This is a genomic window from Roseburia sp. AM59-24XD (assembly GCF_003478445.1).
In the GTDB taxonomy this organism is placed as follows: Bacteria; Bacillota; Clostridia; order Lachnospirales; family Lachnospiraceae; genus Jutongia.
Window position 1 is genome coordinate 1 of sequence record NZ_QUET01000008.1, and the last position, 22,243, is coordinate 22,243.

19 protein-coding genes, 1 tRNA gene and 1 pseudogene are annotated in these 22,243 nt (G+C 39.4%); 12 read left to right on the top strand and 9 right to left on the bottom strand.

The features are described from left to right. Positions 1-323: 323 nt before the first annotated feature. From DXA20_RS04985 to dnaA, 9 genes are all read right to left on the bottom strand, one after another. A tRNA-Ser gene (locus tag DXA20_RS04985) sits at positions 324-411 on the bottom strand. Between the two features lie 71 nt (positions 412-482). Beyond that, positions 483-1,034 (bottom strand): Fe-S-containing hydro-lyase, encoded by a 552-nt coding sequence (locus DXA20_RS04990; protein WP_118559606.1) that lies wholly within the window; start codon positions 1,032-1,034, stop codon positions 483-485. Positions 1,035-1,172: 138 nt separating this feature from the next. Beyond that, a complete protein-coding gene (locus DXA20_RS04995) occupies positions 1,173-2,015 on the bottom strand; it encodes a fumarate hydratase (RefSeq protein WP_118559607.1) in 843 nt (280 codons plus the stop codon). A 22-nt stretch (positions 2,016-2,037) separates the two neighbouring features. Then, on the bottom strand, positions 2,038-4,599 hold the full coding sequence (gene gyrA / locus DXA20_RS05000) for a DNA gyrase subunit A (RefSeq protein WP_118559528.1): 2,562 nt from the start codon (positions 4,597-4,599) through the stop codon (positions 2,038-2,040). Between the two features lie 79 nt (positions 4,600-4,678). Continuing rightward, entirely contained in the window at positions 4,679-6,601 is a 1,923-nt protein-coding gene (gene gyrB, locus DXA20_RS05005; RefSeq protein ID WP_118559529.1) for a DNA topoisomerase (ATP-hydrolyzing) subunit B, read from the bottom strand. Between the two features lie 104 nt (positions 6,602-6,705). Next, the gene (gene recF, locus DXA20_RS05010) at positions 6,706-7,737 is read right to left on the bottom strand and encodes a DNA replication/repair protein RecF (RefSeq protein WP_330420647.1); all 1,032 of its coding nucleotides are present in this window, start codon (positions 7,735-7,737) and stop codon (positions 6,706-6,708) included. A gap of 90 nt (positions 7,738-7,827) precedes the next feature. Continuing rightward, on the bottom strand, positions 7,828-8,040 hold the full coding sequence (locus DXA20_RS05015) for an RNA-binding S4 domain-containing protein (RefSeq protein WP_118559530.1): 213 nt from the start codon (positions 8,038-8,040) through the stop codon (positions 7,828-7,830). 17 nt (positions 8,041-8,057) lie between these two features. Then, on the bottom strand, positions 8,058-9,158 hold the full coding sequence (dnaN, locus tag DXA20_RS05020; RefSeq protein ID WP_118559531.1) for a DNA polymerase III subunit beta: 1,101 nt from the start codon (positions 9,156-9,158) through the stop codon (positions 8,058-8,060). 256 nt (positions 9,159-9,414) lie between these two features. Next, positions 9,415-10,788 (bottom strand): chromosomal replication initiator protein DnaA, encoded by a 1,374-nt coding sequence (gene dnaA, locus DXA20_RS05025; protein ID WP_243100544.1) that lies wholly within the window; start codon positions 10,786-10,788, stop codon positions 9,415-9,417. Between the two features lie 728 nt (positions 10,789-11,516). Here dnaA and rpmH point away from each other — a divergent pair. The 12 genes and pseudogenes from rpmH to DXA20_RS05085 all read left to right on the top strand — a co-directional run bounded on the left by rpmH (position 11,517) and on the right by DXA20_RS05085 (position 22,173). Further along, positions 11,517-11,651, top strand: coding sequence for a 50S ribosomal protein L34 (rpmH, locus tag DXA20_RS05030; RefSeq protein ID WP_022305642.1), 135 nt, complete (start codon positions 11,517-11,519; stop codon positions 11,649-11,651). A gap of 61 nt (positions 11,652-11,712) precedes the next feature. Then, positions 11,713-12,045: a ribonuclease P protein component gene (rnpA, locus tag DXA20_RS05035; protein WP_022305641.1), complete on the top strand. Its 333-nt coding sequence runs from the start codon at positions 11,713-11,715 to the stop codon at positions 12,043-12,045. Positions 12,046-12,050: 5 nt separating this feature from the next. Continuing rightward, on the top strand, positions 12,051-12,263 hold the full coding sequence (gene yidD / locus DXA20_RS05040) for a membrane protein insertion efficiency factor YidD (protein WP_022305640.1): 213 nt from the start codon (positions 12,051-12,053) through the stop codon (positions 12,261-12,263). A 59-nt stretch (positions 12,264-12,322) separates the two neighbouring features. Then, positions 12,323-13,615 carry a YidC/Oxa1 family membrane protein insertase gene (locus DXA20_RS05045; protein WP_118559533.1) on the top strand — a complete coding sequence of 431 codons (1,293 nt, stop codon included), beginning with the start codon at positions 12,323-12,325 and terminating at the stop codon, positions 13,613-13,615. 17 nt (positions 13,616-13,632) lie between these two features. Then, complete coding sequence (gene jag, locus DXA20_RS05050) at positions 13,633-14,445, top strand: RNA-binding cell elongation regulator Jag/EloR (protein ID WP_022305638.1); 813 nt, start codon at positions 13,633-13,635, stop codon at positions 14,443-14,445. 250 nt (positions 14,446-14,695) lie between these two features. After that, positions 14,696-16,105, top strand: a complete 1,410-nt coding sequence (gene mnmE / locus DXA20_RS05055; RefSeq protein WP_022305637.1) for a tRNA uridine-5-carboxymethylaminomethyl(34) synthesis GTPase MnmE — start codon at positions 14,696-14,698, stop codon at positions 16,103-16,105. A 16-nt stretch (positions 16,106-16,121) separates the two neighbouring features. Continuing rightward, positions 16,122-18,002 (top strand): tRNA uridine-5-carboxymethylaminomethyl(34) synthesis enzyme MnmG, encoded by a 1,881-nt coding sequence (mnmG, locus tag DXA20_RS05060; RefSeq protein ID WP_118559534.1) that lies wholly within the window; start codon positions 16,122-16,124, stop codon positions 18,000-18,002. Between the two features lie 27 nt (positions 18,003-18,029). Further along, positions 18,030-18,737: pseudogene (gene rsmG, locus DXA20_RS05065) on the top strand (16S rRNA (guanine(527)-N(7))-methyltransferase RsmG). Between the two features lie 183 nt (positions 18,738-18,920). Further along, entirely contained in the window at positions 18,921-19,685 is a 765-nt protein-coding gene (locus DXA20_RS05070; RefSeq protein ID WP_022305634.1) for a ParA family protein, read from the top strand. 47 nt (positions 19,686-19,732) lie between these two features. Then, positions 19,733-20,626, top strand: a complete 894-nt coding sequence (locus DXA20_RS05075) for a ParB/RepB/Spo0J family partition protein (protein WP_022305633.1) — start codon at positions 19,733-19,735, stop codon at positions 20,624-20,626. 81 nt (positions 20,627-20,707) lie between these two features. Then, a complete protein-coding gene (locus tag DXA20_RS05080; protein ID WP_022305632.1) occupies positions 20,708-21,232 on the top strand; it encodes a DUF4446 family protein in 525 nt (174 codons plus the stop codon). Further along, positions 21,232-22,173, top strand: coding sequence for a sodium:calcium antiporter (locus DXA20_RS05085; protein WP_158577145.1), 942 nt, complete (start codon positions 21,232-21,234; stop codon positions 22,171-22,173). Before DXA20_RS05080 ends, DXA20_RS05085 begins: the two co-directional genes overlap by 1 nt. The last annotated feature ends 70 nt before the right edge of the window (positions 22,174-22,243 follow it).

Below are 22,243 nucleotides of genomic sequence, written 5' to 3' on the forward strand. Positions count from 1 at the left end.
GTTTTGATCTTGAAAATCTTTTTTAAGATGTGATTCACATCTTTTATTAGAATTTTCAGGGTTGTTTTACTGTTCAATTATCAAGCTTCTCTCAAGCGTTCCCGCTTGTTTCTGACTGACTCTTTTCTGCGTCAGCGAGATATATATTATCACGCTTTTTCAAAGTTGTCAACACTTTTTTTCAAGTTTTTTTATTTTTCTACAAACTCTCGTCTTCCGACCGTTTTGTAGAAAAGATTCCCAATCTGGAAACCAAAACTCAGTAGTGTTATCAACGACTTTTGAGCGTAAAAAAACACAGTATGATGTAACTCACTGTGTAACGGAGAAGGAGGGATTTGAACCCTCGCGCCGCGCGAACGACCTACACCCTTAGCAGGGGCGCCTCTTCAGCCACTTGAGTACTTCTCCGGACGACAACAAATGTCGAACAAAAATTAGTATACCAAGTTTATAACTACTTGTCAATCTTTTTTTATTATTTATCTGGAATATTTTTGTGTAGCTGTCTCATACAGGTTATTTCCTTTATGATCGATCACAACGATAGCCGGTAAATTTTCCACTTCAAGCTTTCTGATTGCTTCTGTTCCCAGATCCTCATAGGCGATTACTTCCGCCTTCTTGATACATTTTGATAATAATGCACCTGCACCACCGATAGCGGCAAAATAGACCGCGCCGTTTTCTTTCATGGAAGAAATGACCTGCTCAGAACGTTTTCCTTTTCCGATCATTCCTTTTAGACCATGCTGCAACATAAGTGGAGTATATTTATCCATACGACTGCTGGTTGTCGGACCTGCAGAGCCGATCACCTGCCCTTCTCTTGCCGGAGACGGACCAAGGTAATATATGATATTGTTCTCTAATTCCAGAGGAATATCCTTTTCTTCCAGAATTGTTTCATATAATCTTTTGTGTGCAGCATCTCTGGCAGTATAAATCGTGCCTGAAATATAGACCATATCTCCTGCTGCAAGATTATCTATGTCTTTTTTTGTGATTGGTGCATTTATATATTTTTCTGACATAATACTCATGCATTCCTTTCTCAGCCCGTAAATTATTGGTCACAGGTATAATATTATCATGTAAATAACAGGAATAACAAACACTGTATTCCTGTGTCCTCTTTATCTTCTATAATATAATAATTATAGTTTATGTTTTTAAATAATACGGCTTTTGTGTCTGTTAACATGACAGCACATATTTACTGCAACCGGCAGCCCTGCAATATGTGTCGGATACGTTTCAATATTGACTGCCAGTGCGGTAATACGTCCACCAAGCCCAGCCGGACCTATCCCCATATTATTGATTTTTTCAAGAATGTCTTCTTCCATTTCTTTCACATATGGAATAGAGTTATGCACATTTGTATCTCTTGTCAACGCTTTCTTGGCTAAAAGGGCACACTTTTCAAAGGTACCGCCAATACCTACGCCGACTACCAGCGGAGGACAGGCATTGGGACCTGCAAGCTTTACTGCATCTAATACAGCTTCTTTGACTCCATCAATACCGTCTGCCGGCTTTAACATATATACACGGCTCATATTCTCGCTGCCAAAGCCTTTTGGTGCAACGGTAATCTCAATGTTCTCTCCCGGAACGATCTCATAGTGAATAATGCCCGGTGTATTGTCCTCTGTGTTTTTGCGAAGTAAAGGATCACCAACAACAGATTTACGCAGATATCCTTCTACATAGCCCTGACGGATTCCTTCATTAACAGCATCCTCCAGATTCATTCCTTCAATATGGACATCCTGCCCGATCTTCAGAAATACAACTGCCATTCCGGTATCCTGACAGATCGGTATCTGATTATCCTCGGCAATCTGCATATTTTCCTCCAGCTGACTTAAAATCTGTCTGCCAAGGGGAGATTCCTCCATCTGGCAGGCATGATCAATCTTCTGCTTCATATCATCTGAGAGATAATAATTTGCCTCTATACACATTTCCTTGATATTCTTTATTATCTCATCTGTAGAAATGGTTCTCATATTTTCATCCTCTCTGATAACATTATTCCTGTTCGTCGTCTGAATCACCGATGACATCTTCTTCGTCCGCTTCCTCTTCATTCTGTCTCATTTCATTTTCCATTTCTTCGAGAAAGCTGTCTTTTGCGTCAGATGGCTGGGAATCTCTTACCTTTGCCATTGTTGCAACAACAATATCCTGGTTGGGATCCAGATCAATAAGTTTCACACCGGAGGTAATACGACCCAGTACGGAAATCTCATCGACTCTCATCTGGATAATAATTCCCTCTGTTGTAATCAACATAATTTCGTTTTCTTCATTTACAGCTTTGACACTAACAACATTTCCTGTCTTCTCCGTGATCTTATAACACTTAATACCCTTTCCGCCTCTGTGCTGTGGTGCAAACTCTTCGATGCGGGTTCTCTTACCCATACCATACTCAGATACGAGCATAAGATAATCGCCCTGTGTATCAAGCTGCATTCCAACAACCTCATCATCATAGGTCAGATTCATACCAATCACACCCATGGTAGCACGGCCTGTCGGACGCACGTCGCTCTCATGAAAACGAATACATTGTCCATGCTTTGTCACAAGGATAATATCCTTCTTGCGGTTTGTTGATTTTACTTCGATGAGTTCATCATCATCGCGAAGGTTAATTGCCTGAAGTCCTGTTTTACGGATATTTGCAAAATCCTTAATGGATGTTTTCTTAACGATACCCTTCTTGGTTGCCATAAACAAGTACCTATTCTCATCGTAAGTACGAATTGGAATTACAGCGTTGATCTTCTCACCCGGCGTTAACTGCAGCAGGTTAATGATTGCTGTTCCTCTCGCCGTACGGCTGGACTCCGGTATCTCATATGCTTTCAAACGATAAACGCGTCCCTTGTTTGTAAAGAACATCAGATAGTGATGTGTTGTCGTCATAAGCATATCCGCTATATAATCCTCATCAATGGTCTGCATGCCGCGGATTCCCTTACCACCGCGATGCTGACTCTTGAAGTTATCCACACTCATTCTCTTCACATAGCCCAGAGAGGTCATAGTAATGATCGTATTCTCCTGCGGAATGAGATCCTCCATGGAAATATCAAATTCATCATAACCGATAGCGGTTTTTCTTTCATCGCCATACTTGTCACGGATCAATGTGATCTCTGTTTTGATGACGCCAAGAAGTACTTTCTTGTCGGCAAGAATTGCCTTATATTCTGTAATCTTCTTCTGCAGTTCTGCATACTCTGCTTCCAGCTTATCTCTTTCCAAACCTGTCAGAGCACGCAGACGCATATCTACAATTGCCTGTGACTGTGCATCGGAAAGACCAAAACGTGAGCATAAGCGTTCCTTTGCTTCAGTGGTCGTCTTAGAGCTGCGGATAATCTGGATAACTTCGTCAATATTATCCAATGCGATCAGCTGACCTTCTATAATATGAGCTTTTTCCTCAGCCTTGTTCAGATCAAATTGTGTACGTCTTGTTACAACCTCTTCCTGATGCTTGATGTAATATTCCAGCATCTGCTTGAGGTTCATAACCATTGGCTGATTGTTTACAAGTGCAAGCATAATTACACCGAAGGTGTCCTGCATCTGTGTATGTTTATAAAGCTGATTTAATACAACATTCGGATTCACATCTCGTCGAAGTTCGATACAAATACGCATACCCTCACGGTTTGTCTCATCACGAAGATCTGTGATTCCCTCGACTTTCTTTTCTCTATGTAATTCACTGATTTTCTCGATCAGTCGTGCTTTATTCACCATGTACGGAAGCTCAGTCACAACGATACGACTCTTGCCGTTCTCCATTGGCTCGATCGTGCTGACCGCACGCACGCGGATTTTTCCACGACCGGTACGATAGGACTCCTCAATACCTCTGGTACCGAGAATTTCTGCACCTGTAGGAAAATCCGGTCCCTTAATGATCTGCATCAGTTCTTCGATCGTTGTCTCACGATCCTCTTCCACAACGTTGTCGATCATCTTTACGACAGCGTTGATAACCTCGGTAAGATTGTGTGGAGGAATGTTCGTAGCCATACCTACCGCAATACCGGAGGTACCATTTACTAAAAGATTCGGAAATCTTGACGGGAGCACGCGAGGTTCTTTCTCCGTCTCATCGAAGTTCGGGTCAAAATCTACGGTGTCCTTGTTGATATCCGCAAGCATTTCCATGGAAATCTTGCTCAGTCTCGCCTCTGTATATCGCATCGCTGCTGCTCCATCACCATCGACGGAACCAAAATTTCCATGACCATCCACGAGTGGATAATGTGTGGACCATTCCTGTGCAAGATTTACCAATGCACCATAAATAGAGCTGTCACCGTGTGGATGATATTTACCCATGGTATCACCAACGATACGGGCACATTTACGGTGCGGCTTATCCGGTCCGTTATTCAATTCAATCATTGCATACAAAATACGTCTCTGAACCGGCTTCAAACCGTCTCTTACATCAGGGAGTGCTCTGGATGCAATAACTGACATCGCATAATCAATATAAGAGGTCTCCATTTTCTTACGAAGATCAACCTCATGAACTTTATCAAAGATATTCTCGTCCATTTTTTCCTCAACTTTCTGCTGATTCACATTAAAGCGTGAAAATCAGATCCAAATTCACAAATTACCAGGCGTCTGTTTATTAAATATCCAGATTAGTTACATACTGTGCATTTTCCTCAATAAATTCACGGCGTGGCTCTACCTTGTCACCCATGAGTGTGTTAAATACAACATCAATCTCAGATTCCGTTCCCTCTTCAATCGTCACACGCAGCAAAATACGCTTCTCCGGATCCATGGTGGTATCCCAGAGCTGTTCTGCGTCCATCTCGCCCAATCCTTTGTAACGCTGAATCTTGTTATTGCCGTCTCTGCCAATCTCAGTAAGGATCTCATCGAGTTCCTTGTCATCATAGGCATAACGAACCATTTTATTTTTCTCAATCTTGTAAAGTGGTGGCTTTGCAAGATACACATGTCCCTGGCGGATCAGCTCCGGCATGAATCGATACAGGAAGGTCAGCATCAGAGTTGCAATATGCGCACCATCGACATCGGCATCGGTCATGATAACAATCTTGTCATAACGCAGCTTGCTGATATCAAAATCTTCATCGATACCTGTACCAAATGCAGTGATCATCGCTTTAATTTCTGCGTTGCCGAGAATACGATCCAGACGTGCTTTTTCTACATTCAGAATCTTTCCACGAAGAGGAAGTATTGCCTGCGTTGCACGGTTTCTGGCAGTCTTGGCACTTCCACCGGCGGAATCACCCTCTACGATGTAGATCTCGCAGTTCTTCGGATCCTTGTCACTGCAGTCGGCAAGTTTACCGGGAAGTGTTGTGCTGTCTAACGCTGTTTTTCTTCTGGTCAGATCTCTTGCCTTTCTTGCAGCATCTCTTGCTCTCTGTGCAAGCACTGCCTTATCGCAGATAATTTTTGCGATGGAAGGATTCTGCTCCAGAAAATATGTAAGCTGCTCCGATACAACGGATTCAACTGCACCTCTCGCCTCACTGTTTCCAAGCTTTTGTTTTGTCTGTCCCTCAAACTGAGGCTCTGATATTTTGATACTGATGATTGCTGTCAGGCCTTCACGAAGATCCTCACCGCTGAGGTTTGGATCACTGTCTTTCAACAATTTCATACTACGTGCGTAGTCATTAAATGTCTTTGTGATTGCATTGCGGAAACCGGTAAGATGAGTACCACCCTCCGGTGTCGTAATGTTATTAACAAAGCTGTAAGTAGATTCCTGATAAGAATCGTTATGCTGCAGAGCAACCTCCACATAAACATCCCCGCGCTGTCCCTCACAATAAATGATATCATTATAAAGATTTTCTTTGCTTTTATTCAGATATTCCACATACTCCTTGATACCACCCTCATAGTGGAAGGTACGGATCTTCGGCTCTTCCAGCCGGTTATCACGAAGTACTATTTTAATTCCTTTGGTCAGAAATGCCATCTCTCTGAGACGCTGTCTGAGTGTATTGTAATCAAATTCGGTCTCCTCAAAGATTTCCTTATCCGGAAGAAAACGCACCTCCGTACCATTGTGATCTGTAGTACCGATTTCTTTGAGTGGATACATTACCTTACCACGCTCATAACGCTGCTGATAAAGCTTGCCGTCTTTGTGTATCTTTACCTCAAGCCATTCTGACAGCGCATTTACAACAGAAGCACCTACACCATGCAGACCACCGGATACCTTATATCCGCCGCCGCCAAACTTTCCGCCCGCATGAAGAACAGTGAATACAACTTCAACGGCAGGTTTATTGGCTTTATGATTGATACCAACCGGAATGCCACGTCCATTATCAATGACAGTTATAGAATTATCCTTCTCGATCGATACATTGATCTCTGTACAATATCCAGCCAATGCTTCGTCTACGGAATTATCCACAATCTCATATACGAGATGATGAAGACCACGGATAGAGGTGCTGCCTATATACATTCCGGGTCTTTTTCTAACGGCTTCCAATCCCTCCAAAATCTGGATCTGATCTGCTCCATATTCATTGTTCACTTCTGTTCCCATATTTTTCCTCTTTTCTATAAAAACTTCACTATTGACTGCGTTTTCATATAATTTTTACTCTACACTTATAGTACCATCAACAACACGAAAGACCCTGTCCAGCGTCAGCTACCGTCAATAAACTCCTCCAACCCCGTACATGTTATGATCGTCTGTGTGTCCTGGATACTATCCAACAGATAATTCTGCCGGTTGCGGTCAAGCTCCGACAAAACATCGTCCAATAACAGGATTGGCTGATCATGAATCAGCTGTCTTACCAACTCAATCTCCGCCAACTTCAGGGATAAAGCACAAGTTCTTTGCTGTCCCTGGGATCCGTACTTGCGCAGATCCACATCCCCGTTAAAGAAACTCAGATCATCCCTATGTGGTCCCACATTTGTGGTCATAAACCGGAGATCCTTTTCCGTATTGTCTTTTAGTTTTTTTTCAAATTCATTCTCCCCTGCATCCGGCTCATAGCGAACAGACAGCTGTTCTCTTCCGCCGGTCAGCTTCTGGTTAATGTGATAAACAATCTCTTTTAACTGTTCCACAAATTCCCTGCGCCGCCTGATCAGACGACACCCATAGTCCAAAAGCTGTTCATCCCATATCTCCAAAGTATCCTTCAGAGACGGATTATAATAAATCTGCTTGAGCAGTTTATTTCTTTGATTCAAAATCTTGTTATACTCGCCAAGATCATGAAGATACACATGATCCAACTGACTCAACTCCATATTGATGAATCTTCGTCTTTCGGAGGGACCGTTTTTGACGATCTTCAAGTCCTCCGGCGAGAAAAATATAATGTTGATCAGTCCCATCAATTCACTGGAACGGCGTATTGGTATGCCGTCAATTGCAATTCCCTTCGGTTTGTTCTTCCGTAAATGCATATCAATCCTGTGAGATATGTCATTTTTCGTCAAAAGTACGCGGATATGTGCCTCTTCCTGTCCGATTCGGATCAACTCCCGGTCCTTACTTCCTTTGTGGGACTTGGTAGTACCACTTACAAATATAGATTCCAAAATATTTGTTTTGCCCTGGGCATTGTCACCATACAAAACGTTGATATGCTCATGAAAGTCCAGCTTTGCCTTCTCATAATTTCGAAAATTACAAATCTCAACATGATCAATCCGCATTCATCTGAAATCCTTTCTAAAATTAAATAATTATAACTTTATATGTCTAAATCATTTTATCCATTATTATAAATTTAATATATCATTAAATTATTCTGCCAATACCGTAACCTGCTGTCCTTCAAATTCAAAGACATCCTGTGGGTAAAGCTTTCTTCCTCTACGGGTGTCTACTTCACCATTTACTTTAACAAGACCATCCTGAATCACAATTTTGGCTTCTACACCGGAACTTACCAGATTTGCCAGTTTCAATGCCTGACCAAGTTTGATATAATCATCCGATATCTGAATTGCTTCCATTTCACATTCCTCCAAAACTAATTAAAGTTGACAGGCAGTATCAGATAAACATAGGTTTCATCCATGTTTCTGATAAAACAAGGTGCCTTTGGGTTAATCATATACATTGTAATCTCTTCTTCATCAATCACCTTTAAAGCATCCATCAGAAATTTAGGATTGAATCCGATGAGAATATCCTTACCCTCTTTTGAAATATCAATGTCCTCAGACATGGAACCAATACCGGAATTGATAGCAAGACTCATACTGGTATCCTTGATATCAATGATAACCGGTTTCTTCTCTGACTCACGGATCATCAGAGTCGTACGGTCAATACAGTCGAACAGGTCTTTTTTATTAACTGTTATTTTAGTTTCATAATCACTGGATAACATTTTATCAATTTTGTAGTATTCTCCTTCAATAAGACGGGAGAGTACGATTGTATTGTCAAATTCAAATAAAACATGTTTGTCCGTAAAGTACATACAAATTTCATCATCAAGACCACCATTTAAGATCTTACTAATCTCGATCAGTGTTTTACCCGGAATAATAACGCTGACATCGTCATACTGTTCCTTAAGGTCTACTTTACGGATAGAAATTCTGTGACCGTCAAGAGACACTACCTTCAACTGAGAACCTTTAATCTCGAAAAGTTCACCGGTCATGACCTTTGTATTCTCGTTGTCTGAAATGGAAAATACGGTCTGATGTATAACTTCCTTTAAGGTAAACTGGGAGATAAGGACACTTTTATCTTTTACAATCTTTGGTAAATATGGGAACTCCTCGGTATCCTTTACCGGAATGTTGAACTTTGCCTTACCGCAGGTAATGTTCATTGTAAGATTTTCATTTACGGAGATTGTAACTTCATTATATGGTAACTTACGAATAATTTCGAAAAAGACCTTTGCATTGACTGCAATAGATCCCGGTTCTTTGATCTCACCTTCGATTATGGTTTCGATACCAATCTCAAGATCATTTGATATTAACTTAATGATACCATCCTTTGCTTCAATGACCATGCATTCCAGAATTGCCATGGTTGATTTACCTGGAATAGCCTTCAAAGATATATTGATGCCTTCCAACAGTTTAGACTTGTCGCAAATAATGTTCATGTTGATAACTCCTTTCAAAGCAAAGCCAAGAAAATTCTGCATAAATAAATAATATTTTGTAGTCGTAGTAGTATTAGGGGGCGTTGATAAGTGCATAACCGCGTTCAGCCTTAAAAATAAATGGACGAGCTACGGGGATAACCTCAGGAATAAGCTAAGATTAGCTGTGAAATTATCTCGACTTATCAACATGCTCTATTTTGATGCCGGAATCCTCAAAAAATCTTTTCACAAAAATTGTTGATATGTGGAATTCTTATTGTGGATTAATCTTTTTAATGAGGATGTCAATATCCTTGACAACCTTCTGATTGGCATCCGGATCTTCTAAAAGCTTCTTAATATTGTCCCTGCCATGGATAATGGTAGAATGATCCTTTCTATTAAGATGCTTCTTGATAACATCTAAGGTGTTATTGGTCAGCTCACAGCAAAGGTACATGCAGATCTGTCTCGGGTGGGAGATGTTGCTGCTGCGCTTACTGGAAAGCAGGTCATTCGTAGAAATATTAAAATGATCCGCTACTGTCTCAATAATGTAGTCTATCGTGATTTCCTTCTTCTTATCAGGAGCAATCATATCGGATAATGCCTGCTTGGCAAGGTCCATAGTGATGTCATTGTGGCGCAGCTTGGAGAAAGCAATCACCTTTGTGATGGCACCCTGAAGCTCTCTGATATTCGAAGAAACATTTGAGGCGATAAAATCAAGGATGCTGTCATCGATAGACAGATTCTCTTCCTGAACCTTTCGGCGCAGGATCGCCATACGTGTCTCGTATGTCGGTGGTTTGATATCAACAGTAAGACCCATCTCGAAACGGGAACGAAGACGCTCCTCGAGAGTCTTCATCGTAGCAGGGTGCTTATCGGAAGATATCACGATCTGCTTCTGTGACTCGTAGAGATGGTTAAATGTATGAAAGAATTCCTGCTGCATGGTTTCCTTACCAATGATAAACTGGATATCATCGATCAGCAGGACATCTACATTGCGGTATTTATTACGGAATTCCTGCATGGAATTGGAACCGTCGCCCTTTTTGTCACGGATCGCTTCGACAATCTCATTGACGAAGGACTCACTGGTAACATATACGACACGCTGTGTATTGTCGCGGTCAATAATGTAGTTACCGATCGCATGCATGAGGTGAGTCTTTCCGAGACCGGCGCCTCCATAAATAAACAGAGGATTGTAAATATCTCCGGGCTCTTCTGCGACCTTTAAGGATGCAGCGTGTGCATAATCATTATTATCACCCACGACAAAGTTATCGAAGGTGTATTTGGAACTGATAAATGGATGATCCTTATTCGGTAGAGAATTGTTCGTATAGGTCTCTACAGGAGTAGTATTAATTTCGTTTTTAGAAATATAAGTAATATCATACTTGATATTCGTCATTTCTTCAATCGTAACCTGAAGGAAGGTGCTGTAGCGCTTCTCAATGAAACTCTTGTTACTTCCGACCTTGGCATCGTCAATAAGGATCGTAAGATTCTTACCGGAAATGGAGTGCACTTTCAAAATCTTAATAAAAGTATTGAAGGCGGGATCTGATATATCAAAATTGACCCTCATATTCTCAAGAATCTCGTCCCATTTTTCATAAAGTTCGTTTTCCACTTCAAAGTACCCCATTTCTAAAAGTTATAATGCTTTTGTTTCTTGCATATAGAAACAAATGGACAAGCAGCCAGTTATGAGAAAATCCATTGAATTTGCTTGTCTATTCTTATCTATTTTATATCATATGAGGATAAAATACAAGGATAAAGTAATAAACATCAGTGAATAGCAGGTCGAGGAGTAATAATCATTCGTGAATATAATAATAAACATCAATCCACATAGAATGGCATAATTGTGGAAAACTTTGTGAATATTGTGGATAACTCTGAAAGTAGGCATTATTGTGGAGTTTTTAACAATTGTGGATAACTTTGTGGATAAGTCTGTGGGTATATTGTGATTTATCCACAATTTGTGCATAAAATGTTTATAACTGTAGAATGAATATATGTTCTATCCACAGTCGTAGAATAGCATAAACAGGGAGTTGAGAATGTGTTTTTTCTATCTCTGTCTCTTGTGAAAATTGTTAGTAACATTTGTGAGACTAAAATAGAATGAATGGTGTTTCTTCCTATATAAATACATCAATGTTGATAAATCGAAAAAACAATGCACATGTGGACAAGTGAAAAAATTGCTATCCACATTATCCCCAGAGAGAATATGATATGAAAATATGCGTAAAATATGAAAATTAGGGCTTGACTATTCAAATACTTCATAATATAATATGAGATACATGTGATTTTATGTAATATGAATCAAGGAGGTGTATTGTAATGAAGATGACATTCCAGCCTAAGAAGAAGTCAAGAGCCAGAGTTCATGGTTTCAGAAAGAGAATGCGGACTGCAAATGGCAGAAAAGTTATTTTAAGCAGAAGAGCAAAGGGAAGACATAAATTATCCGCATAGGTCGCAGTTCTGTGACCTTTTCTTCTATTTATAAAGTGCTACTTTATAAGAGGGACGTATCGTGTTTAGAAGAATTAGAAAAAATATCGAATTTTTGAATGTGTATCGCCATGGAAAATCCTATGCCAATAAATACCTGGTAATGTATGTTCTCGATAATCATTTGGGCGAGAACAGATTTGGAATCACAGTAAGTAAAAAAGTAGGAAATAGTGTGGTAAGGCATAGGACAACCAGGCTGATCAGAGAAAGTATCAGATTACAGGAAAGTAATATTTTGACAGAATATGATATCGTTGTTGTAGCTAGAAAGGCTACGAAGGATAAGAAGTATCAGGATATAGAGAGCGCTTTTTTAAATTTGTGTAAAAGGCATAATATTTTAAAGAGATAACAAGAATGAAACGTAGTTTGATTTTTATTATACATTTATATCAGAAATTTATCTCTCCTCTGAAGGGAAGACCGACTTGTATTTATACGCCGACCTGTTCACAGTATGCGATCGAGGCTTTGGAAAAGTATGGTTTTTTCAAGGGGAGTTTTTTAGCTGTAAGACGAATTTTACGATGCCATCCCTTTGCAAAAGGTGGTTATGATCCTGTACCATAGCTGATCATATTAGTATGCAGTATATGAGACATTGAGCAACTTGCCCGGGAGGACTTAGAATGATGAGTGTTTTTTTGACAACATATCAGGGTGCAATTTTAGGACCAATTGCACGTTTACTTGGTTATATATTACAGGGAATATATTCTGTATTATCTACGGTAGGTATTGAAAATACCGGTATCTGCATGATATTGTTTACGTTTATCGTGAATGCGTTGATGATACCGATGCAGATCAAGCAGCAGAAATTCGCAAAGATGTCTTCGGTTATGAATCCGGAGTTGATGGCAATTCAGGCAAAGTACAAGAATAAAAAGGATCAGGAGTCACAGCAGAAGATGTCTCTTGAGACACAGGCGGTTTATCAGAAGTATGGAGTAAGTCCGGTAAGCGGATGTCTTCCGATGCTGATCACGCTTCCTATTTTGTTTGCATTGTATCGTGTTATTTACAATATTCCGGCATATGTACCTCAGGTATATGCGATTTATGATAATCTGGCAAAGGTACTGCAGGACGCGGGCGTTACGGTAAGTCAGCTTGCGGATAAGAGCTATATTTCCAATCCAACCTATGTTGTGACACAGGCGGTAAAGGCTGCAAAGTCAGATGCCGGTAATATTAATTATTACATTGATGTATTATCTCAGTTTAACTCCGCTGGATGGGATGTGCTTATTAAGAATCATCCGGATCTTACGAGTGTGATCACAAAGACTGCAGATCAGGCGAGAAATATCAATTATTTCCTGGGACTGAATATTGCAGATACGCCTAAGATCAAGTCGATTAGTGTGATCATCCCGGTTTTATCGATCATTACACAGTATATCAGTACAAAGCTGAGTATGGCCGGAACACAGCAGCAGACAGCAAATACGGATAATCCGATGGGACAGTCTATGCAGACAATGAATACGATAATGCCGTTTATGACTGGTTTTATGTGTTTGATGTTTCCTATTGGTGTGGGTATTTACTGGATTGCCGGTAATGTATTCCGTATTTTCCAGCAGTTATGTATCAACCTGTACTTCAGTAAGATCAATATGGATGATATGATCAAAGAAAATGTTGAAAAGGCGAAGAAGAAGTACGAGAAGATGGGTATGGATTCTTCGGTTTTGGAGAAAGCGGCAAAGACAAGAACAAGTAATATCAATACTGCAGCAAAGAATAATGCGGCTTCGCAGAAAAGTGCGGCTTCTTCTGATAACAAACGAAAGAGCAGCATCAGTGATAAGGCGAAGAAGAGCAGTACAAAGGATATTAAGAAATCAGCAAACACCAATTACAAAGAGGGAAGTATTGCAGCATATGCAAATATGTTGAATCGTGAGGATAAATAGTATAAGGAGGAATAATCATGTCTGAGTGGAAAGAGTTTTCAGCAAAAACAGTTGATGAAGCAATTAACAATGCTTTGGTAGAGTTAGAAACAACCAGAGAAAACTTGGAATATGAAGTAATTGAGAAGGAAAGTTCAGGAATCCTTGGTCTGTTCAGTAAGCCGGCAGTCATTCGCGCCAGTAAGAAGCTTACACTTGAGGATATTGCTATCGGTTTCTTAAGTAAAGTTTTCAAGGCAATGAACATTGAGGCTTCTATTGAAGTGGCAATCAACGAAGAAGAAAACGTTATGAATATCGAATTTAGTGGCGAGGACATGGGTCCGTTGATCGGTAAGAGAGGAGCAACTCTCGATTCTCTGCAGTATCTGACAAGCCTTGTTGTGAATAAAGAGACAGATGGTTATATGAAGGTCAAGCTCGATACAGAAAATTATCGTGCGCGTCGTAAGGAGACATTGGAAAATCTGGCGAAAAATATTGCGCATAAGGTAAAGAGAATTCATCGTCCGGTATTTTTAGAGCCTATGAATCCATATGAGAGAAGAATTATTCATTCCGCATTACAGAATGATAAATATGTAGAGACTCACAGTGAAGGCGAGGAGCCATATCGTAAGGTAGTGATCACCTTGAAGCCGGGTGTTGATACAGGATATGAGAGACGAGGAAAGTATTCTTATGGCGGTGGCCGTTCATACAATAGAAATGGTGGCGGATACCGCAAGAAGAGATATGGAGATTCTTCTTATAAGAAAAGAGAATACAATGCAGATCGCAACGTAAATGAGTCAGGCACAGGCGTTGAAGATAGTACAACAGAAGAATAGTAACAAAATGAATCTGTCCATGAAAACGGACATGTCCACAAATTTGGACAGTAACGATTGAATAAAATGTTGTTGCGTTTTGAAATATAGTTGTAAAATGTATTTTGGAAAGGGGCTGGATATCAGTCCCTTTTTGTATATTTGAAATAATTTGCATCGTTTAAAGAAATTAATAAGTTGACTGTATTGGAATGAATTTTACTTGGAAAAATTGGTTTGATCAGAAAATGGAAAGAAAAGGAGATAGAAAATGCAGGAAGATACGATTGCCGGAATTGCCAGTGGAATGGGAGGCGGTATCAGTATTATCAGAGTGAGTGGAGAAAATGCTCTTACCGCAGTTGGGGATATTTTTCGAACCCCAAAATATCTTTCTGATGAGAAAAAGGATTCGGACTGGAAAAGTGATTATTTTATAAAGAAGGATACACATACCGTTCACTATGGTCTTATTGTGGATGATGAGGAAAATATTCTGGATGAGGTTATCGTTATCCTGATGAAAGGACCGAATAGTTATACCAGGGAAGATGTTGTGGAAATTGATACACATGGTGGAAACTATGTAGTGAAGAAAATATTGAATCAGCTGCTCCATCATGGAGTAAGATTGGCGGAGCCGGGTGAGTTTACGAAAAGGGCATTTCTAAATGGAAGAATTGATCTGTCTCAGGCGGAGGCAGTTATGAAATTGATATCTTCGCAAAATGATTTTTCTTATCAGAGTGCGTTAAATCAGTTAGAGGGAAGCGTGTCAAAATATATCGAAGTGATCCGGCAGGATATTTTGCATAATCTGGGATATATTGAGGCAGCATTGGATGATCCGGAACATATTTCGTTGGAAGGATTTGGAGAAAAACTGCGAACGATTATAAATGGGCATATTGATCAGTTGAATAAATTACTTCTAAATTTTGAAGATGGACGAATGAAGTCAGAAGGAATCAATACAGTGATTGTCGGCAGACCGAATGCGGGAAAATCGTCATTGATGAATCTGATGCTGGAGCAGGAGAGGGCAATCGTGACGAATATTGCAGGAACAACAAGAGATGTTCTGGAAGAGAAGGTTGTTTTAGGGAATATTATCCTGAACTTGATCGATACGGCGGGAATCCATGAAACAAAAGATGTTGTGGAAAATATGGGTGTGGATAAAGCGGTTGATTATCTGTCGAAAGCGGATTTTGTGATTTACGTGGTTGATGCCAGTGAATCGTTAGACAAGTCGGACGAACAGATCATTCATTTGTTGCAGGATAAAAAGGGAGTTGTCTTATTTAATAAATCTGATCTAAATATAGTTTTGAAGGAAGAACAGTTGCAGCAGAAGTTGAACTGGTCAGTGATTCCATTTTCCAATGAAACAAAGCAGGGATTGGAGCAGTTGAAGGAGTATATCACCAATTCATTTTTGAAGGGAAACATATCCTATAATGATCAGATCTATCTTACAAGTATCCGCCATCGAAATGCAGTTGAGGCTGCAGTGAATAGTTTAAAACAGGTGGTGCAGACGGTCGATGATGGAATGCCGGAAGATTTTTATACAATTGATATGATGGAGGCATACAGGAGTCTGGGATTGATCAATGGTGAAACGGCATCGGAAGATTTAGTAAATAAAATATTCTCGGATTTTTGTATGGGTAAATAAGAAATGGAGAAAAACAATGAACTATATATATAATAAATATGATGTTGTTGTGATCGGAGCAGGGCATGCAGGCTGTGAGGCGGCTTTGGCGGCAGCGAGACTTGGAATGCATACACTTGTATTTACAGTGAGTGTAGATAGTATTGCTATGATGCCATGTAATCCAAATGTTGGAGGAAGTTCAAAGGGACATCTGGTAAAGGAGATTGACGCACTTGGTGGTGAGATGGGAAAAAATATTGACCGTACATTTATACAGTCAAAGATGCTGAATACATCAAAGGGACCGGCGGTTCACTCCCTGCGTGCACAGGCAGATAAAAAGGAATACAGTAATTCCATGCGTCACGTTTTGGAAAATACAGAAAATCTGGTGATCAAACAGGGAGAAGTGGCAGAGGTACTGGTTGAGAATGACAAAGTGACAGGAGTTCGCACAACCTCAAATGCAGTGTATCCCTGCGATGCAGTTGTGATGGCTACCGGAACATATCTGCAGGCAAGATGTATTTATGGAGATGTCAGTCAATATACAGGACCGAACGGGTTGGCTGCAGCCAATGAGCTGACAGGTAATCTGATGAAATTAGGCATTGAGATGAGACGGTTTAAGACCGGTACCCCGGCTCGTGTTGATAAGCGTACGGTAGATTTTAGCAAGATGGCAGAGCAGACAGGCGATGAAAATATTGTACCATTTTCATTTACGAATACACCGGAAGATCTGGAGAGAGAACAGGTTTCATGCTGGTTAACTTATACAAATCAAGAAACACATAAAATCATTATGGATAATATTGACAGGTCACCTTTGTATTCCGGTAATATTAAGGGAACCGGACCGAGATATTGTCCGTCCATTGAGGATAAGGTAGTGCGGTTTGCCGATAAGGAAAGACATCAGGTATTTCTGGAACCGGAAGGAAATTATACAAATGAAATGTATATTGGTGGTATGTCCAGTTCTCTGCCGGAGGATGTACAGATTAAAATGTATCATACGGTACCGGGCCTGGAGCATGCGGAAATTGTTCGCAATGCATATGCAATTGAGTATGATTGTATTAATCCTCTGCAGTTGAAGGCTTCTCTGGAATTTAAAAATATCTCCGGATTTTTCAGTGCAGGTCAGGCAAATGGAAGCTCCGGATATGAGGAAGCTGCAGCACAGGGAATTATTGCAGGAATCAACGCAGCAAGAAAGGTTAAAGGGTTAGAGCCGCTTGTGTTAGATCGTTCGCAGGCATATATCGGTGTGTTGATCGATGATTTGATCACGAAGGGAACGAATGAACCATATCGTATGATGACTTCCCGTGCAGAATATAGACTTCTTCTCAGACAGGATAATGCGGATCTTCGGTTGACGGAGATTGGTCATGAGATTGGTTTGATATCTGAAGAGAGATATCAGCAGCTGCTTTATAAAAAATTTCAGATCAAAGAGGAAATTAATCGCCTAATAGATACAACAGTTGGCGCATCGGAAAAGGTACAGACATTTTTGAAAAGTCATAAAAGTACTCCACTGCAGTCCGGATCAACATTGGCGGAGCTTTTGAAACGTCCGGAGTTATCTTATGATCTGTTAAATGAGATTGATGACAATCGACCGGAACTTCCGCGGGATGTTGCAGAGCAGGTGAATATTGAATTGAAATATGATGGATACATTAATAGACAGATGCGGCAGGTAGATCAGTTTATCAAATTGGAAACAAAGAAAATACCGGACAATATTGATTATCATGATGTATACAGCCTGCGTAAAGAAGCAGAACAGAAGTTGAGCGAAATTCGTCCGGCATCTGTTGGACAGGCATCCAGAATATCAGGCGTTTCACCGGCAGATATCTCTGTACTTCTGGTTTATCTGGAAAAAGGAGCACATAGATAATAAATTAGAAAGGATTCGATATTTTATATGAAAAATAAATTGTTTGATATATGTCAGAAAAATGATATATCTTTATCGAGTGAACAGTTAGAACAATTTGAAACGTTTTACGATTATATGTTAGAAATGAATCAGGTAATGAATCTGACATCGATAACAGATGAGGATGAGGTTGTTTAAACATTTTTTGATAGTATGTCATTGATAAATTATTATGAAGTGAAAAATGGTAGTCGAGTAATTGATGTTGGAACGGGAGCAGGATTTCCGGGAATTCCGTTAGCAATATTACTTCCGAATGTTCATTTTACATTGATGGATTCATTAAATAAGCGTATCCTTTTTTTGAAAGATGTAGTGAAAAAGTCTGGATTAAATAATGTAGAATGTATTCACAGTAGAGCAGAAGAACTTGCTAAAGATATGAATTATAGGGAACAATTTGATCTATGTGTATCAAGAGCAGTTGCTAATTTGTCGGTTCTTTTGGAATATTGTATCCCATTTATAAAAAAGGGTGGAAGTTTTATTTCTTATAAGTCGGTAGCTTCTGATGATGAATTAGCAGAATCAAAGAATGCTCAGAATAAATTGTGTTGTAAATTGAAACAAAACATTGCTTTTGAATTGCCGGATACGGATATTCATCGTAACTTCTTGATTTTTGAAAAGTTTGATAAAACAGCAGATAAATATCCGAGAAATAACGGAATACCAAGAAAAAAACCTCTGTAAATAATTGCTTTTCTCTTAAAAATCTGTTTCCAGTATGGAATGAATTATAAATCCGTGGTATAATAAATATTGTGGTTAAAACAGAAATGTTTCACGTGAAACATTTCTGTTTGTATCTAAGGATAGTTATATTTATGTTCACGTGAAACATAAAACGTGCAGAAAGGATAAGGATGAGAATTAATGGGTAGAGTAATTGCAATATCAAATCAAAAGGGTGGTGTTGGTAAAACAACCACTTCGATCAATTTATCAGCCTGTCTTGCGGAAAAAGGAAAGAAAGTTCTGGTAATCGATATTGATCCACAGGGAAATACAACAAGTGGATTGGGTCTTGATAAGGATTCTTTAAAGGCAACAGTGTATGATCTTATGATTAATTATGCACCAATATGGGATTGTATTAGTCCATCAGTAGTGGATAATGTGTCTGTAATTCCATCAGATCGCGATCTTGCCGGAGCGGAGATTGAACTAGTTGGAATCAAGGAACGAGAGTATATTTTGAAAAAAGAAGTAGACAAAGTAAAGGATGATTACGATTTTGTGATTATTGATTGCCCACCTTCTCTTAGTATGTTGACTATCAATGCAATGACCACAGCAGATACTGTTCTTGTTCCGATTCAGTGTGAGTATTATGCACTGGAAGGACTGAGTGAGTTGATACATACAATTAATCTGGTAAAGAATCGTTTGAATGAAAACCTCGAGATTGAGGGTGTAGTTTTCACAATGTATGATGGAAGAACATGTCTTTCCATGGAGGTTGTTGAAAATGTAAAAGAAAATCTCAAGCAAAATGTTTATAAGACGATTATTCCAAGAAATGTCAGACTTGCGGAAGCACCAAGTCATGGCTTGCCAATTAATATGTATGAACCAAAATCAGCAGGTGCGGTAAGTTATCGAAACCTGGCAAAGGAAGTAATTGATCGTTATAAATAAGGAACGAAGATAAATAATATTTTATTAAGTCAGAAAAGGGGATAAAAATGGCAGCAAGAAAGGGATTAGGAAAGGGTATCGATGCAATGATATCCGGAGATAATACGAAAACGAAACAGGTTGTAAAGGAAGTTGTCAAAGAGGTTGATACGATTGATATCAATAAGATTGAACCGAATAATAATCAGCCTCGAAAGAATTTTAATGAGGACAAGATTCATGAACTTGCAGAATCTATTAAACAGCATGGATTGATTGAACCATTGATCGTACAAAAAGGAAAGAAGGGGTTTTATACGATCATTGCCGGTGAAAGAAGATGGCGAGCTGCAAGAGAAGCAGGAGTAAAAGAAATTCCTGTTGTTGTAAAAGATTATTCGGATCAGCAGGTGATGGAAATTGCATTGATCGAAAATATACAGAGAGAAGATCTGAATGCCATTGAAGAAGCAGAAGCTTATGATCGTCTGATCAGGGATTTTAATTTGAAACAGGATGAGGTGGCGGAGCGAGTATCAAAGAGTCGTGTTGCAATTACTAATTCGCTTCGTCTTCTGAAACTGGATGAGAGAGTACGTGAGATGATCATCGAAGATAAAATCAAGAGTGGACATGCCAGAGCACTTCTTGGTGTATCCGATGGAGATGAGCAGTACAAGCTGGCAGTCATGATCTTCGACAATTCTATGAGTGTACGTGAAACAGAGAAGATGGTGAAAAAGTATCTTGCAGATAAGAAGAAGCCGGTCAAGGAAGTGAGAGAAAAGGACACACAGACTGAACTGATCTATAAAGATTATGAGGAAAAGTTAAAGTCTGTGATTGGTACAAAGGTTAACATCAATAATAAGGGAAAAGGCAAAGGAAAGATAGAAATTGAATATTTCTCTGCTGACGAATTTGACCGCATCATGACAATGATGATGGCAATGAAACAGTAAAATTTACTTTTGACACTAACGTCATTATATGCTACAAAATGAAATAATTATATAGCAAATATACAGAAAAGAGGATGAATCATGAAACTGTTTGAACAATTTGGAATTGATTTGGGCTATGTGGTGATCGGCATGGCTGCAGTTATTATCATTTTATTTATTCTGCTTCTGGTTACAATGATCAAGGATGCAAATACCAGAAAAAAATATAAGATTTTTATGGATGGAGAGAATGGAAAAAATCTGGAAAAGGCGATATTAGATAAGTTCGCTGCTATTGATGAACTTTCCGAGGATACAAAGAATATTCATGAGCAGCTGGAGAATATTGATTCACGTCTGATAAAAGCATACCAAAAGGTTGGACTGGTGAAGTATGATGCATTTAAGGAGATAGGTGGAAAGCTCAGTTTTGTACTCGTACTGCTGACAGCAGATAACGATGGTTTCCTGATCAATTCCATGCATAGTACAAATGAGGGATGCTACACATATACGAAAGAAATAGTAAATGGAGAGGCATTTGTAATTTTGTCTGAGGAGGAACAACAGGCGCTGGAAGAGGCAAAGACAAACAGCAGTCCTTTGTTTAAAAAGAAAATATGATGTATGTATTTTTAATCATAGCAGGAATTATATTACAGATAGTTGGAGCAGATATTCTGGTAAAACAGGGTATCTGCTTTGCTAAAACAACGAAAAATTCGATGTTCAATACTGCAATACTGCTTGGAATCTCAGGAGCTGCAGGCTGGAATATTGTAAATGCAATTCTGTGCGGAGAGCAGCATCAGACACAGAATGTCATGACAACTTCTGTTATGGGAAGTCTGTTTATGATTCTTTTGATCTTGGGAGTTTGCGCAATGACGGGGAAGATGAAAATTCCGCGTGGAACGATGGAGAGAGAATTTTCTTATTTGATCATTGTTGCAATTGTTGTCTTATATTTGAGTGCAGATTATTTGTTTCATGGAAAACGTGCTGTACGGGTGGTAAGCAGGGTTGACGGAATTATACTAATTATATTTTTCATTTATTATATTTATATGACTGGTAAAATCACAAGGAAGATGGTCAAAGACAATGAAAATGTGAAAATAGAGTCTGCTTTGTTACTAAAATGTGGATGCAGTATCGTTGTGATCATATGTGGTTCCTTGTTATTATCTTGTGGATGGAATGGCATGAAAAATGCGATTTCTCTGCCGGTAAGTGAAGGTGTTGTGGATTATTCGGCTGCTATTATGATGGGTGTTTTGCCGGCATTGTGGATCAGTGTTTTTGCGTGGAAACAGGGAAAACAGGACTATGTCATTGGAAATGTGATTGGCTGCAGCATCGTTAATCTGACAATTGTGGTCGGTGCAGCGGCAGTGATCAGTCCGATCATGGTATCGGTTTCTGAAATTTATGATATGATCGCATTGTGCTGCAGCGCAGTTTGTGTGTGGATATTTGCTTATAAGAATAATGAGCTGCAGCGCATACATGGGTGTGTGATGGCTACGATGTTTGTGGCGTATGTGGTGTATCGTATTCTATAAGAGAGAAGTATACGAATTTTAAATGTATTGCTTCATTATAAAATAATTCCCACAATCCTACAAACACTTT

What these genes read in the sequence shown, in the direction of transcription:
- DXA20_RS05045 (WP_118559533.1), top strand. Translation starts at nt 12,323, where the DNA reads ATGATGAGTGTTTTTTTGACAACATATCAGGGTGCAATTTTAGGACCA.
- yidD (WP_022305640.1), top strand. Translation starts at nt 12,051, where the DNA reads ATGAAACGTAGTTTGATTTTTATTATACATTTATATCAGAAATTTATC.
- DXA20_RS05080 (WP_022305632.1), top strand. Translation starts at nt 20,708, where the DNA reads ATGAAACTGTTTGAACAATTTGGAATTGATTTGGGCTATGTGGTGATC.
- DXA20_RS05075 (WP_022305633.1), top strand. Translation starts at nt 19,733, where the DNA reads ATGGCAGCAAGAAAGGGATTAGGAAAGGGTATCGATGCAATGATATCC.
- DXA20_RS04995 (WP_118559607.1), bottom strand. Translation starts at nt 2,015, where the DNA reads ATGAGAACCATTTCTACAGATGAGATAATAAAGAATATCAAGGAAATG.
- gyrB (WP_118559529.1), bottom strand. Translation starts at nt 6,601, where the DNA reads ATGGGAACAGAAGTGAACAATGAATATGGAGCAGATCAGATCCAGATT.
- DXA20_RS04990 (WP_118559606.1), bottom strand. Translation starts at nt 1,034, where the DNA reads ATGTCAGAAAAATATATAAATGCACCAATCACAAAAAAAGACATAGAT.
- dnaN (WP_118559531.1), bottom strand. Translation starts at nt 9,158, where the DNA reads ATGAACATTATTTGCGACAAGTCTAAACTGTTGGAAGGCATCAATATA.
- mnmG (WP_118559534.1), top strand. Translation starts at nt 16,122, where the DNA reads ATGAACTATATATATAATAAATATGATGTTGTTGTGATCGGAGCAGGG.
- recF (WP_330420647.1), bottom strand. Translation starts at nt 7,737, where the DNA reads ATGCGGATTGATCATGTTGAGATTTGTAATTTTCGAAATTATGAGAAG.
- rpmH (WP_022305642.1), top strand. Translation starts at nt 11,517, where the DNA reads ATGAAGATGACATTCCAGCCTAAGAAGAAGTCAAGAGCCAGAGTTCAT.
- DXA20_RS05085 (WP_158577145.1), top strand. Translation starts at nt 21,232, where the DNA reads ATGTATGTATTTTTAATCATAGCAGGAATTATATTACAGATAGTTGGA.
- jag (WP_022305638.1), top strand. Translation starts at nt 13,633, where the DNA reads ATGTCTGAGTGGAAAGAGTTTTCAGCAAAAACAGTTGATGAAGCAATT.
- mnmE (WP_022305637.1), top strand. Translation starts at nt 14,696, where the DNA reads ATGCAGGAAGATACGATTGCCGGAATTGCCAGTGGAATGGGAGGCGGT.
- DXA20_RS05070 (WP_022305634.1), top strand. Translation starts at nt 18,921, where the DNA reads ATGGGTAGAGTAATTGCAATATCAAATCAAAAGGGTGGTGTTGGTAAA.
- gyrA (WP_118559528.1), bottom strand. Translation starts at nt 4,599, where the DNA reads ATGGACGAGAATATCTTTGATAAAGTTCATGAGGTTGATCTTCGTAAG.
- DXA20_RS05015 (WP_118559530.1), bottom strand. Translation starts at nt 8,040, where the DNA reads ATGGAAGCAATTCAGATATCGGATGATTATATCAAACTTGGTCAGGCA.